Genomic DNA, 15,112 nt, shown 5'->3' on the forward strand with positions numbered 1-15,112 from the left:
TCATCAATCTTTAAAATGTTAAATTAATACCAACTAAATAGCTACGAGTTGCCGGAGCATTTGTACCTATTGTTAGCAACCTCCTTAAGTTCTGAGAATATGCAACTGCCGCATTTTCATTACCATACGAGTTAGTTTCAGGATCCATACCAGATTCTTTCTTGTAAGGAGAGAATAAAACAAATGGATTTTGAGCAGTTAAATAAACACGAAGTCTGCTAACACCGATATCCTTTAACCAATTATTATTGTCAAAGTTGTAACCCAATGATAGCGTTCTTATTTTTAAGTATGATGCATCAAAATAACCCAAAGTACTTCCATATTTCGGATTATCACTGCTTGTAATTCCACCTGGTTTAGGGTATGTAGCATCTGTATTTTCAGGAGTCCAATAATCTATTTTCACATTATTTCTACGTCCGCTCATCATATTAAGATAACCAGCCGAAGAATAAAGAGTACTGATTAATGTACCACCGCTTTTAAATGAACCAATAGCTGATAAATCAAAACCTTTATAAGAAACACGTGTATTTAAACCCCCTTGAAACTTAGGTTCTATACTCATGATTTGTCTATCATCTGCGCCTATTGATCTAAGCGGTGTACCGTCTTCCGCATATTCACCGGTATATTTTACTTTAATCATACCTACATTTCCACCTGGTTCAAGTGTGCTTAAGTAAGGGTCACCTTCTTGCCAAAGACCAACTTTTTGATAATCGTATACTACATCAATAGGATGACCAACAAACCACCAGTTACCTTCATCTCTAGTAGCTCCAGATGCCAATGCAACCAGCTCATTTCTATTTGCATAAAGGTTAAAACCAGCTTCCCAAGTCCATCCATTATTATTGTCCACAATTACACCATTAAGAGAAAGCTCCAAACCTTTATTACGAGTTTGGCCAACGTTGGCAGTATAGCTGCCAACTCCTGAAGTAGAAGGTAAATTAACTCCTAAAAGAAGGTCTTTTGTGTTTGTAGTATAGTATTCGATTGTACCTGACAAGCGATTATTTAATAATGCAAAATCAACACCATAGTTAAATGTTTCTGAATACTCCCATCCTAAATCAGCATTCGGCAATTCAGTTACATAGTATCCTGTAGAATATTCGTCACCAAAGTTATATGGGCGGGTACTTAAACGTCCAAGTGTAGCATATGGCGCAACAGACTGATTAGATGTTTGTCCATAACCAGCTCTTAATTTTAACATGTTTATGAATGAAACGTCTTGCATAAATGATTCATTGCTGATATTCCAACCGGCAGAAACAGCAGGATATGTATGCCATTGATGTCCTTTTGCTAACCTTGATGAACCATCAGAACGTAATGTAGCAGATATCATATATCGGTTGTCATAAGAATACATTACCCTTCCCATCCAAGACATCAAACCGCTTACGCGATAGTTTTGTTCATTCGGATTAACAGTAATCTCTCCGGCAGCTTGTCCTAAATTATAGAATTGGAAAGCATCAGCAGGAATATCTTTCGCTGAAATTCTAGAATCATTAAAACGATTCTCTGAAGCAGAATATAATGCAACTACATTAAAATCATGTTTCTCGGCAAAAGTACGATCGTAGGTTACTAAATTCTCAATCGTCCAATCAGTAGTCATTGCATTACTAATAGATGCAGTTGATACCGTTTCAGGGTTAGAACTATTTATTCCAGTACCTGTGTAGCTACCACCATTAGCCTGACGATAGTTTAAGCCTAAATTAGCTCTGTATTTCAAACCTTCAACACCAGGTATTTTAACTTCACCATATAATGTATTATATGTTCCGTATGCTCTATTCTGACTTAACCATTCATCTTTTAAACTATTTACAATATCTCTTGAATAAGACCATGTCTCATCTAAAGGCATTCTAATAGTTCTTTTCCAGCTTCCATCTTCATTATAAGGATTTGCAATAGGAGACATACTTAATGCACCATATATACCTACATTAGATCCTTGAGTAACATTGAAATTACTGTTTGTAGTAAAACCAACACGGAAATATTCACCAATTCCCTGATCAATGCTACCACGAATAGAATAACGTTTATATCCTTGAGTAGGAATTACTCCTTGATCTTCAAAGTAACCTGCATTAAAATAGTAGGTACCTTTTTCTGTTCCACCAGAAACACCAAAATCATGGCTTGTTGTCATTCCGGTTCTGTATAATAAATCTTGCCAATCGGTATTTGTATCATCCGACTCATCTAATGAATTGGTGTATTGACCTGCAGCTTTACGCAAAGCAGCAAATTCAGAACCGTTCATCATTGGAAATTTAGCAAACAAATCTTTAGTACCAACATAGCTATTATAGCTAAACTTAGCCTTTTGACCAATCTGACCTTTATTAGTTGTTACTATAATAACCCCATTAGCACCTCTTGAACCATAAATAGCAGTTGCCGATGCATCCTTCAAAATATCAATACTCTTGATATCATTAGAGTTAATATCTCCGATAGATCCTGCGAAAGGTATTCCATCCAACACAATTAATGGATCATTACTTGCAGATAGAGAACGAGAACCCCTTATTCTAATCTGCATGGCCGCCCCTGGCTGAGATGAAGTTTGTGAAAGCTCCACTCCGGGTAAACGACCCTGTAAAGCCTGAGAAATATTAGCAGCGGGAACCTCTCGTAACGCATCTCCTTGTATAGAGGAAACGGAACCGGTAACTGCTTCTGCCCTTTGTGTTCCATAACCTACAACTACAACATCCTGTAAACTAGTGCTCTCAGACTCCAGAACAACAATTACCTGCGATTCACCAGCAATGTCTACATCCTGGCTAATAAAACCAATAAAAGACACAACCAAGGTTGTTTCTCCTGTTGGAACAGCAATCGTAAAAGTTCCATCATTTGCACTAAGCGTACCTATAGATCCATTCTTGAGCTGCACACTTGCATTGGTTAGAGGAGTTCCATCCTCACTTATTACTTTCCCCGTAACCGTCCTTTGTGCAAGGAGAAAGCAAGGTGTAAACACTACCAAAAATAAGGCTAGTGCTATACCCTTTAAATAACTTTTTTGTTTAGTTTTTTTCATAATTAAGAGTTTAAAGTGGTTTTTCAGTATCTGATATTAGTCAGATCTAATTAAAGGTTTAATTAAAAAGTCACTGTCGGGAATAAAGGTTGACGGCAACTATTCTGCGTTCAGAAATGTATTTGTGCTTCATAAATGTTATAATTTAATGGTTAAAAATATGTGCTATTATTGTATATGTTTTACAAAATAAGCATGCGATAAATTAAAGGTATCAATTAATATTATATTTTGCAACCGATTGCATTAATTTATATTAAGAAAATCAAAATTATGCTAATAACAGGCTTTAATGAATACCATACTAATGCTATCGATTGTATTTATGAGAGAAATATTTTAACTATTTCAAACCAATAGGATACTAGGTAGATTTAACAACTACATAAATTATTGAAGGCTCAGAATATTGCCATGAGATATTTAAACTTTCATTTCTTGGAAAACAAATCCAACTCCATAAATATTATTGATTTGAATTCTTTTGGAAGGAGATAACACCTTACGAAGCCTGGAAATAAAAACATCTAAACTTCGACCCATGAAATAATCATTTTCACCCCATAAGTTCGTTAATATTTCTTCTCTAGAAAGAACTCGATTGCTAGAACGATATAAATAGAGTAATAGCTCAGCTTCTCTAATTGTAAGAGACACTTCCTCATTGTTTGGAAAAGTCAACCTTAAAAGATCTTGATTAAAAACAACATCACCGATTTTCAGACAAGCCGGATTATCTGAAGGAATTTTTTCAGTGCTTCTTCTAAGAATATTATTAATCCTTAACACCAATTCATCAATGTCAAAGGGTTTAGTAATGTAATCGTCTGCTCCAAGCTTTAATCCGGTAAGCCGATCGTGTTTTTCATTTCTTGCTGTTAGAAACACAAAGTATTGATCTTGATTTAACTTTAAGACCTTATTCACAAGATCAAAACCGTTACATCCAGGAAGATGAATATCTACCATAAGAAGGTCAAAATCATTATCTTTTAAATACATTCTATAAGCAGATTCTGCAGTTTTGAACCAACTCACCTTAAATCCTACAAGCTCCAAATATTGCTTGACTACATTGCCAAGATCATCCTCATCTTCAACATAAAGAATATTTTTTGTCATAGCGTTGTTTTCTTTATAATGATACAGAATGTAGTGTAATGTCCTTCCTTGCTCTGAATTTCCAATTGCCATTCATGCATTTTTATAATTTCGTTTACATAAAATAACCCTAAACCCAAACCACCGTTACTTTTTCTAATATCTGCTTGATAGAATTTTTCAAAAACTTTTTTACGTAAATTTTTAGGAATTCCTACACCATTGTCAGTTATATAAAGTCGTATTTCATTATTATTCTTTTTTATGCCAAAGTGAATTAATTTAGATGAGGAGAGATTATGCTTGATGGCATTATCAATAATATTATTTAATAAAGTTATCAGCAAAAAACGATCGGCTTTAATAATAACTCCTTCATAATTATCAAAATTATTACTGAATACCACATTCCTATCCTTCTTTAATTCATATTCTTGCGTTATTTCATTTATGAATCCTATTAGTTCTAGGTTTGTTTTTTTTATTTGTTTTTTATTAAACTTAACGGTGTCTACTACTTGACTTACAAAAGTTTTTAATCGCAAACTTTGACGCTCAATAACATTAGTTAACAACGTTTTATTATCATCATCAATATTTTTCCTTTGTAAGCTTTTATTAGCAACAAGAATGGTGGCAATTGGTGTGTTAAACTCATGTGTTATGTTATTTATAAAGTCTGATCTTATTTCAGAAAGTGCTTTTTGCTTTAACCAGTTTTTATACGTTAAAAAATAAATACCAATAACTAAAACGATGGAAATAAAAGACAGAATAAATGTTGATAAAGAGCTTTTCAAAATCGCCTGAATTCTATTTTTTGTATCCACATGTAATAGAAAAACAAGAGAATAAGTATTAGGTTCTGCGCTACTTACCTTTAATGAGGTTATTAGATTCTGTGGATTAAGGTCAATTAAATCACCACTAATTACAGACGACAATTCATTCGATGGCTTTCTATCAAATAAGTCTATAAACTCAGTTCCGTCAAAGGTTATTTTTAATTTTTCAATAACTAAAGCATAATGAAGGTCTTCCTTTAACTGGTTCTCAATAACAATATGTCTAATTACCCTATCCATATTGCTTGATTGTCGAAGTTTCTGAAAAAGACTATCACTAATCAATTGTGCTTTTTTAGTGAATTCTTTTCGATTATTATAATAGAGAAACTCTAGTTCTGGCAGTTTAGGGTTAATATAACCATCTATGATGCTTTGTCCTCCTGGAAAAAGCTTGTCATTGTGAATAATCTGATTATAGCTTTCGCTAATTGCGGCTTTTTCATTTAAGTAATATTGTTTGTTATTTAATATAACGGTATTGTAGACCAATCTAGATTGAACAAAGATCAATATTGCTAGACTTAACAAAGCAATAACTTTATATAGTTTGATGGTTGAACTCATTTTTAGATTATGGGAATAACTAAAATTAGAGAATATTCTTTAAGGAAAATCATATTAAGTATCCATTAACAATTCATTAGGAATTCATTAACAGGCCCCTCAGCCTATAATATCTAATTTTATCCAACAGTTAACCAATCATTTACAGGATAAATCAAATTCTATGAAAAATTTATTACAAAAAGAGAAACTGGTATTTCTTAAATTAAAACCATTCTTTACTTTATTAAGTTTTTTTCTGATTCTTAATTTAAATAATGCCTATTCACAACAAAATTCTATTACAGGAATCGTGAGAAATGGAGCTGACCAAGAGACATTGCCAGGTGTCTCGGTGAATGTTAAAAACTCCAACAGAGCTACTTCAACAAACGATGAAGGGCGCTTTACGATTGAAGCTTCACCTGAAGAAGTCTTAGTGTTTTCTTACATAGGTTTCTTATTAAAAGAAGAAAAAGTAGGAAATCGTACTTTAATTAACGTTGTAATGCAGGAGGACAAAAAGGCTTTAGATGAAGTAGTCGTAATTGGTTATGGAACTCAAAAAAGAAGCGAAGTTACTTCCGCAGTTGCTACAGTAAAAGCAGAAGACTTTAATCAAGGTGGTTCAAGATCTGCCATGGATTTAATACAGGGAAAAGTAGCTGGTTTAAACATTACCAGAACGGAGGGGAGTAATCCGAATTCAGGTACGGCTATACAACTTAGAGGAATTACTTCACTCACCGGAACACGTGAACCACTCATTGTGATCGATGGTATTCCTGGCGGAAGTCTGGATTTACTGCAACAAGAAGACATAGAGTCTTTTGATGTTTTAAAAGATGGATCAGCAGCAGCAATTTATGGTACACGAGGAAATGCGGGAGTAATTTTAATCACGACAAAAAAGGGAAAATCAGGCGATCCAATATATGAATATTCAACTTATTTTCAACGCGAATTCATCGATAAGAAGCCTGCCTATTTAAATGCAGATCAATTTAGAAATTTAATTAAAGACGGAGTGATTAACAGCTCTCAAGATTTAGGTTCTTCTACCGATTTATATGACCTTCTGGTCGATAAAAATAATCTGAGTCAATACCACACTCTGGCAGCCTCCGGAGGAACAGCGAAAGCCAACTACAGAGCATCTGTGTTTTATAATGATGCAAATGGAATTGCTGTTCAGAACGGGCGTAAACAATTTGGTGGTCGATTAAATTTTAATCAAACAGGTTTACAAGATCGCTTAAAATTACAAATAAATGTGGCAACAAATTTTAACAAAGCCAATCTTTTAGGAGGTGATCGCGGTTATTTTGAACAAGCAATTCAACGTAATCCTACTGCACCAATTTATAATGAGGATGGCACTTTTGTTGAAACTCAAGCCTACAATAACTACAACCCTCTTTCTCGTCTGGCAAATAGAATTAATGAGCGAAATCAACAGACTTTTTCTGGCGACGCAAAATTATCTGTTGAAATAATTGAGGGATTAACTGCTTCTGCTTTTGGATCATACGTTAGAAACAATTTTAACGACAGGCAGTTTAGATCAAAAAATGATTGGGATCAACGTCCTACCTCCGACTATCAAGGAATGGGTTATGCCTATAAAAGCAACTTTCTAGATTGGACTCAAACTTTTGAATCTACGGTAGATTATAGTAAAACCTTTGCAGAGGTTCATGCTTTGAGCGCGGTGTTGGGTTATAGTTATCAATACAGTTCTGAAGAAACCTTTAATGTTAATAACAATGGATTTACAACCGATGGTTTTTTAGACTGGAATTTAGGTGCAGGAAGTGCAATTAATAATGACCAATTACCTAGACCTGGCATGGGTAGTAATAAGTTCGACAACCGTTTAGCTGCCTTTTTTGGACGGGTTAATTATGCCTATGCTGGAAAGTATTTTGCACAAGTTATCTTACGTAGAGAAGGTTCTTCTCGTTTTGGTGCTAATCATAAATGGGGTAATTTTCCTGCAATGTCTCTAGGATGGACACTTTCAGAAGAGGAATTTCTTCAGGAAATTCCAGCTATCAATAATTTAAAGCTTCGTGTAGGATATGGTGTAACAGGCAACCAAGGTATTCCAAATTACCAATCCTTGGTAACTCTTGGTACTGGAGGAGTATATCCGATTGATGGTGTTTATTATCAAACCTACGGTGCAGCAAGAAACCCTAACCCCGATTTGAAATGGGAACGTAAAGCAGAATGGAACTTCGGTTTAGATTTTGGTGTTCTTGAAAATCGCATTACTGGATCGTTGGATGTATATAAAAGAAAAACAACAGATTTACTGTATCAGTACAATGCACAACAACCTCCATTTGTTAGAAACAGCCTATATACCAATGTTGGTTCTATTAGTAATAAAGGAGTAGAACTTTTACTATCAGCAACACCTATTCAAAATGACAACTTTAGTTGGAATGTAAACCTAACTGCAAGTTCCCAGTTTAATAAGCTTACCAAATTATCGAACGATGTTTTTAAAGCAAACTATTTAGAGTTTTACGGACTTCCATCGCCGGGTAATTTAGGAAATGCATTCAGATTGGAAGAAGGTGGAGAAGTAGGAAATTTTTACGGAAAACGCTTTGCAGGATTTACTGATGAAGGGAAATGGCTTTTTTATAAAGCAGATGGAAGTCAGGCATTAGCAAGTGAAATGAATAACGACGATTTGGCAATAATTGGAAACGGCGTTCCAAAATACCATGCAGGTTTAAGTAATACCATTAACTATAAGAATTTCGACTTAACAATATTTTTCAGAGGAAAATTTGATTTTGACATCTTAAATACCAAAGAACTTTACTTCGGAAATAAAAAATGGTTACCAAATAACGTATTAGAAAGTGCTATAGGGAAAAACAGTGAACTAAATGATGATCCACAATATTCTGATTACTATTTGGAAAGAGGAAGTTTCGTAAAACTGGATAACCTGACATTAGGCTATCGATTTAATTTGAAGACTCCTTATATCCGAAATATGCGCTTGTATATTTCCGGAAGAAATTTAGCAACAATAACAGGATATAGCGGAATAGATCCAGAATTGCAGGATACTGGATTTGAAACTGGAGTAGATCGGAGAGATTTCTACCCAAGAACAAAATCTTGGACTATTGGATTAAACGTCGGATTCTAACATATTATTTTTCCAACATTTTAAATAGATATCAATGAAGAAATATATAAATAAAGCCCTTTTCATAAGCATCGCAAGCTTATTTATGGCATCGCTAAGTAATTGTACGAAACTAGATGAAAAATTGTACAATGAATTGAACGAAAAGAATTTCTATAATAATAAGCTTGAAGTAATGCAGGCCTCCTTAAGACCCTTTACTCACATGCAAGCTTGGATTGCTCCAACTGGCCAAAGTGCATATTATTATCATTCTGAGTTATCATCCGATCAGTTGGCATGGCCTCAAAAAGGCCGTCATGGTTACGATGGTGGAGATCATTTTCGCCAACATTACCATACTTGGACCCCCAATGAGGGCAGAATGCGTGGAACCTGGGAATTAATGTGGACTGGAGTAGGTTATGTAAATTCGGCGATAGAAGATCTATCAAAATTAGATTACGTCAAATTAGGTATGACAGAAACTGAGATGAAATCAATTTTAGCCGAATTGAAGGTATTGAGAGCATTTCATTATATGAAAATTATGGATTTATGGGGCAACGTACCTATAGTGACTACTGTAGCTGAACCTTTAAACCCACCAACACAATCTCGCAAAGAAGTATTTGAATTTGTTCAAAGTGAATTGGAAACCTATGTTCCCGCTTTACAACCCTATTCAAATGCATTAATTGGTAGAGTTTCACAAGCTGCTGGCTATGCCATGTTATCAGAGTTGTATCTGAATGCAGAAAAATGGCATGGAACTCCTATGTGGGACAAGTGCATTGAAGCATCCGATAAAATAATTAGCGGATCGGCAGGTGGTATTAATGGTGGACCTAAATTAGCTCCTGATCTCGAATTAAATTTCAGCAATGTTAATAAAACCTCACCTGAAGCTTTATTTCAGGTTGCTTATAGTCGTAAAGGAGGCTTTGAGTTCGGTTGGGGTGGCTTCTTTATGGGATACGATTCAATGAAAGAAGTACTAAATGTAGGATACGGAGGTTGGAATGCTTTTGTAGTAATTCCTAGCGCATTTGATGCCTATTCAGACAATGATTTACGTAAAAAAGAATGGTTCCTTTTTGGCCCTCAATACAAGTACGGAACAACAACTCCAGTTATGGGAAGTGAAGAATGGAGCGGAAAACCACTTGTTTTTGTAAACAGCATTCGTCGTGAAAGTGAAGGCGACTTAACTAGTGAAGGCAGTATGGCTGAAGGAGAAGAAAACAGTGGAGCACGTTTCAATAAATATAAATCTGGAACTCTAGATGATCCTAATTATTTAGAAAATCATTATATTCTCTATCGCTTAACTGAAATTTACTTTAATAAAGCAGAAGCTATTATGCGAAAAAATGGCGGTTCAGCAACTTCTGAAGCAGTTGAATTAATTAATGAAAGTAGAAAGAGAGCATTTTCTGCTGCTGATTGGCCTGCAGAACAATATACAACCGCTTCTTTAACTTTAGATGAATTACTTGCAGAACGAGGTAGAGAGTTTATCTTTGAAGGGAAAAGAAGGACAGATTTAATTCGATTTGGGAAATATATTAATGGAGCGTGGTGGGATCATGAGCCAACAGGAGATATAAATAAAGAGGTTTATCCTATTCCTCATACACAAATTGCAGCAAATCCTAATTTGATTCAAAATCCAGGATATGAAAATTAATCACACAAAAAATAAAACTAATCACTTTGAAAAAAAACACAATTAGCGTCTATCTATTAATGCTGAGTACCACCTTGGTTTTGACTGCCGAAATAAATGCAGTATATGGACAAGAAAAGTCAAACCAAATTCCATTAAATGACCTTACTGCCTTTAATGATCCAGGTAAAAGTTGGGCTATTGTTGAAGATGTAAACGGAAATATTAATGTAGCCAATAGCCTTACGGGCGTTACAGGAACAGGCGTATTACTTAATTTACCCAGTAAAAAAGTGAAGGGAACTGATCTTTATACTGTACTTGAATATGGTGATGTAGATATTGAACTGAAGTTTTTAATGTCTAAAAACGGAAATTCAGGCATTTACCTACAAGGTCGTTACGAAGTACAATTAGAAGATTCATGGAATTTAACAAAAAGCACTTCGGCTAGCAATGGTGGAATTTATAACTTGAAAGCGCCTCGCATCAATGCATCAAAAGCGCCAGGTCTATGGCAAGATCTGAAAATTTCTTTTCAAGCACCGCGTTTTAATTCTTCAGGAGAAAAAATCCAAAATGCCAGATTCTTAAAAGTATTGTTAAATGGAGTAGTAGTTCAGGAAAACGTAGAACTGTTTACACCCACTCCCGGGGCAGTCAGTAATCAAGAAGTAGCAAAAGCCGCATTACGTATTCAAGGAGATCATGGTGCTATTGCATTTAAAGATCTCGTTATTTCAGAAATAAAAGAGAAGAAGGTAGACGAGAATGAAGGTTATGCTGCTGATCCTATTCTAGTAGAAGCAAATGAAAATACGATATTAAGAAGCTTCATGGATTTAGATCAAGGTGTTCGAGTAGTGCATGCAGTTTCTGTAGGTAGCGCTAATAACGTTCATTATACCTATGACATGGATCATGGCATGTTGGTGCAGGCATGGCGTGGCCAGTTTTTGGATGCAACACCCATGTGGGATGGTAGAGGAAATGGCACCTCCCTCCCCATGGGTGCTATCCAGTATTTTGGCCAACCAGCTTTAGAAGTTGTGAAGTTAGCAAACCAACAAGAAGCTTGGCCTGTAGATACTGTGAATTCACATTACAAACCCGATGGATATGTAGTAGATTCAGGCGGTATTCCCACCTTCGTTTACAAAGTTTCCGACTCAGAAGTTAGAGATAAATTAAGTGTATTAGATGATGGAAGTGGCATAAATCGAGAAATTACGGTTGAAAACGGGAATAATATGTATATGAGATTGGCAAAATCTACACAGATCTTAGAAATTAAAAAAGGGCATTATCTTATCGGCGATAAAGAGTATTATTTGCAATTACACGATCCGAAGGCTCAAGTTATATTACGAGATGTAAATGGTGAGAAAGAGTTGATCGCTCCAATTAAGGATCACATTACTTATTCAATATCATTTTAATCGAAATCAAATAAAACACAGTGTATATGCTATCGAATATTATCCAATATTATACTAAATTCATTCTAACAAGCCTCCTTTCTTTTGTCACACTCTTCACATTTGCACAAGAAACACCTAAGGAGGAAGATTTTTACAAAATAGTTAAGCTGCCTGCTCCGGAGCATGTTCTACTTGAAGTAGGTGGTTTGGTTACTTTACCGAACGGAAACTTAGGCGTATCAACCCGAAGAGGTGATATTTATATAGTTGAAAATCCAACCAGTGCTAAACCTTATTTTATAAAGTTTGCATCAGGTTTACATGAAATTCTAGGATTAGCCTATAAAGATGGGGCATTTTATGCAGCCCAACGTGGCGAGCTTACTAAACTGACAGACACTGACTTAGATGGCAAGGCGGATGTCTATAAAACCATTTACTCATGGCCCCTTTCAGGACATTATCATGAATACAGTTTCGGTCCTAAAATAGCACCTGATGGATCATTTTTTGTAACCGCCAATGTTGCTTTTGGTGATGAAGAATGGTGGCGTGGTGAAAGTAAAGTGCCATGGAGAGGCTGGACAATGCAAATCTTTGAAGATGGAACAATGAAGCCTTGGGCAACTGGTATGCGCTCTCCTGCTGGACCTGGCTTTATTAATGGAGAATTTTTCTATGCCGAGAATCAAGGCGATTGGATTGGGTCAGGAGGACTTTGGCAGGTTCCTAAAGGCGCATTTACAGGACATCCAGCTGGATTAGTATGGACTGGAAAAGAAAATTCTCCACTAAAACTAAAGCAGCAAACTCTATTTGATCTAATTGATGAACGTAGAATCAGAAACGATAATGGAAGAGCGGTAAAGCCTGAAAATATTATTCAAGGAGAATTTAAAACTATGGCCGAAGCAAAGATTGAAGTACCAGAACTTCAACTTCCGGCGGTTTGGCTTCCACATGCAATTCTAGGCATTTCAAATTCTGAACCCATCGAGATCCCAGAAAATACCTTCGGCCCCTTTGCCGGTCAGATTTTAATAGGAGATCAAGGGATGAGTATGATATCTCGCATTATGTTAGAAAAAGTAAATGGCGAATATCAAGGTGCAGCAATTGCATTAAGAAGTGGCTTCCGTTCTGGAATACTGCGTTTAGCTTGGGCAAAAGACGGCTCCTTATTTGTTGGAGAAACGAACAGGGGTTGGGGTTCTGCTGGCGACGCAAATGAAGGTTTACAACGTTTAATTTTCAATCAAAAAGATATGCCTTTTGAAATGAAAAATATAAAAGCGATGCCAGATGGTTTTGAAATAGAATTCACATTACCTGTAGACAAAAATTCGGCAGAAGATATCGCTTCTTACTCACTAGAAACGTTTACCTATAAATATAACTCGGTGTATGGTAGTCCGCCCGTCGAGCAAGAAACCGCCAAGATTAAAGGTGTAAAACTATCAAGTGATGGCTTAAAAGTTCGAATTGTAACAGATGGCTTAAAAAAACATTTTATACATACCCTTACTTTAAATGGAATACGCTCTGAAGAATCATTTTATTCTTTAATTCACCCTACAGCCTATTACACCTTGCATAATATTCCAAGCGGTCCAAAACTAGCTATAGAAGAATTAAGTACAAAAGATTCTTCTATCCCTTTGGAAGTCAAAAAACCCATAGCAAAATCAGTAGCTAAGACAGCACCAGAAAAGAAAATTGAAACAACAGTAAACGTAGAAAGGGTACCCACATTTTCAGAAGTACAAGGATTATTAGCTAAAAACACTTGCATTGCATGTCATAACGCTGATACTAAACAAGTAGGTCCGGCCTTTAAAGAAATTGCAAAAAGAAAATACAGCAATGAAAAAATTGTCGAATTAATCTATAACCCAAAACCGGAGAATTGGCCCGACTACCCAACTGAAATGCCACCCATGCCTCAAGTATCAAAGAATGAAGCATTAAAAATAGCTGCTTGGATAAATTCTCTAAATTAATTGAACAATCCTGACACTAGTATAAAAGAAGCCTGTAATCTTTCGATTACAGGCTTCTTTTATATTTCGATTACCATTACTGCCTCTACCCTTCCACTAAATAAATATCAAATACTTCTGTATTCTTACCGTAAAACATCGAAGAAGAACGGAGACACAACGGAGAGAAGACCCGAGGAGCACGGAAGCATCTTAACCAAGTCTTAAGTAAAGCTATAGCTTTAGATTCTCAACGCCAACTCAATCCAGGTGCAACATGCTCCAAAATAGCAGATAGCATGTGTATATTGTAATCAACGCCTAGCGTATTAGGTACCGTCAAAAGAAGTGTATCGGCTTCCTGTATGGCTTCATCTTGTGCCAACTCTTTGATAAGTTGATCTGGTTCCGCAGCATAACTTCTTCCGAAGATGGCCCGTTTGTCCTTTTCGATAACACCTGTTTTATCTTGTCGATTGGCTTCCTGACCAAAGTAATAGTGGTCTTGGTCGTTTACCAGTGCAAAAATGGATCGGCTTATTGATACTCGGGGTTCGCGTTGGTGGCCTGCTTTTTTCCAGGCATCTTTATATAACCTGATCTGCTCTGCTTGCTGTACATGGAAAGGCTTAAAGCTTTCATCCTCTTTAAGAGTAGAACTTTGTAAGTTCATTCCGTTCTCGGCTGCCCAAATAGCTGTGGCATTGGAACCTGCACCCCACCAGATTCGTTCGCGCAATCCTTCAGAGTGTGGCTCCAGACGTAATAAACCTGGTGGATTCGGAAACATCGGGTTTGGACTGGGTTGAGCAAATCCAACGCCTTTCAGCTTTTCTAGAAACTCCAATGCCTTACGGCGGCCCATAGCTGCGTTATCTTCCCCTTCTGCCGGCTCATAACCAAAATAACGCCAACCATCAATAACCTGTTCTGGCGAACCTCTACTAATGCCCAATTGCAAGCGTCCCTCTGAAATTAAATCAGCAGCTCCGGCATCCTCAACCATGTATAAAGGGTTTTCATAACGCATATCAATAACGCCGGTTCCAATCTCAATTTTGCTAGTTTTAGCACCGATTGCAGAGAGCAATGGAAATGGCGATGCCAATTGTGCTGCAAAATGGTGTACCCGGAAATATGCACCATCCAAACCAATTTCTTCGGCAGCGACAGCCAAATCAATGGATTGAAGCAAGGTATCACTTGCCGAGCGAGTTTGATATGAGGGATGAGTGCCCCAATGTCCAAATGATAAAAATCCTATTTTCTTCATATATTAATTCAATTCAGATGGTACATACAAATTTACATG

Annotated in this window: 8 protein-coding genes; 4 read left to right on the forward strand and 4 right to left on the reverse strand. The window is 36.2% G+C overall.

Annotated elements, in window-relative coordinates; all coding sequences use genetic code 11:
* Nucleotides 1-10 precede the first annotated feature (10 nt).
* The 3 genes from C8N28_RS03555 to C8N28_RS03565 form a co-directional block, all read right to left on the reverse strand.
* Complete coding sequence (locus tag C8N28_RS03555) at nucleotides 11-3,085, reverse strand: SusC/RagA family TonB-linked outer membrane protein (RefSeq protein ID WP_132221588.1); 3,075 nt, start codon at nucleotides 3,083-3,085, stop codon at nucleotides 11-13.
* A 423-nt stretch (nucleotides 3,086-3,508) separates the two neighbouring features.
* On the reverse strand, nucleotides 3,509-4,207 hold the full coding sequence (locus tag C8N28_RS03560) for a response regulator transcription factor (RefSeq protein ID WP_132222539.1): 699 nt from the start codon (nucleotides 4,205-4,207) through the stop codon (nucleotides 3,509-3,511).
* Nucleotides 4,204-5,598 (reverse strand): sensor histidine kinase, encoded by a 1,395-nt coding sequence (locus C8N28_RS03565; protein ID WP_132221590.1) that lies wholly within the window; start codon nucleotides 5,596-5,598, stop codon nucleotides 4,204-4,206. Before C8N28_RS03565 ends, C8N28_RS03560 begins: the two co-directional genes overlap by 4 nt.
* Nucleotides 5,599-5,761: 163 nt before the next feature.
* Between C8N28_RS03565 and C8N28_RS03570 the strand changes: the two genes are divergently transcribed.
* Genes C8N28_RS03570 through C8N28_RS03585 form a run of 4 tightly spaced genes read left to right on the forward strand, consistent with a single transcriptional unit; the run spans nucleotide 5,762 to nucleotide 13,821 of the window.
* A complete protein-coding gene (locus C8N28_RS03570; RefSeq protein WP_132221592.1) occupies nucleotides 5,762-8,752 on the forward strand; it encodes a SusC/RagA family TonB-linked outer membrane protein in 2,991 nt (996 codons plus the stop codon).
* Nucleotides 8,753-8,786: 34 nt separating this feature from the next.
* Nucleotides 8,787-10,421, forward strand: a complete 1,635-nt coding sequence (locus C8N28_RS03575; protein ID WP_132221594.1) for a RagB/SusD family nutrient uptake outer membrane protein — start codon at nucleotides 8,787-8,789, stop codon at nucleotides 10,419-10,421.
* Between the two features lie 26 nt (nucleotides 10,422-10,447).
* Nucleotides 10,448-11,839: a 3-keto-disaccharide hydrolase gene (locus tag C8N28_RS03580; RefSeq protein ID WP_132221596.1), complete on the forward strand. Its 1,392-nt coding sequence runs from the start codon at nucleotides 10,448-10,450 to the stop codon at nucleotides 11,837-11,839.
* Between the two features lie 26 nt (nucleotides 11,840-11,865).
* Nucleotides 11,866-13,821, forward strand: a complete 1,956-nt coding sequence (locus tag C8N28_RS03585) for a c-type cytochrome (protein ID WP_132221598.1) — start codon at nucleotides 11,866-11,868, stop codon at nucleotides 13,819-13,821.
* 229 nt (nucleotides 13,822-14,050) lie between these two features.
* Here C8N28_RS03585 and C8N28_RS03590 read toward each other — a convergent pair whose 3' ends face one another.
* A complete protein-coding gene (locus tag C8N28_RS03590) occupies nucleotides 14,051-15,073 on the reverse strand; it encodes an LLM class flavin-dependent oxidoreductase (RefSeq protein ID WP_132221600.1) in 1,023 nt (340 codons plus the stop codon).
* Between the last annotated feature and the right edge of the window lie 39 nt (nucleotides 15,074-15,112).

This window comes from Albibacterium bauzanense, assembly GCF_004339765.1.
Taxonomy (GTDB): domain Bacteria; phylum Bacteroidota; class Bacteroidia; order Sphingobacteriales; family Sphingobacteriaceae; genus Albibacterium; species Albibacterium bauzanense.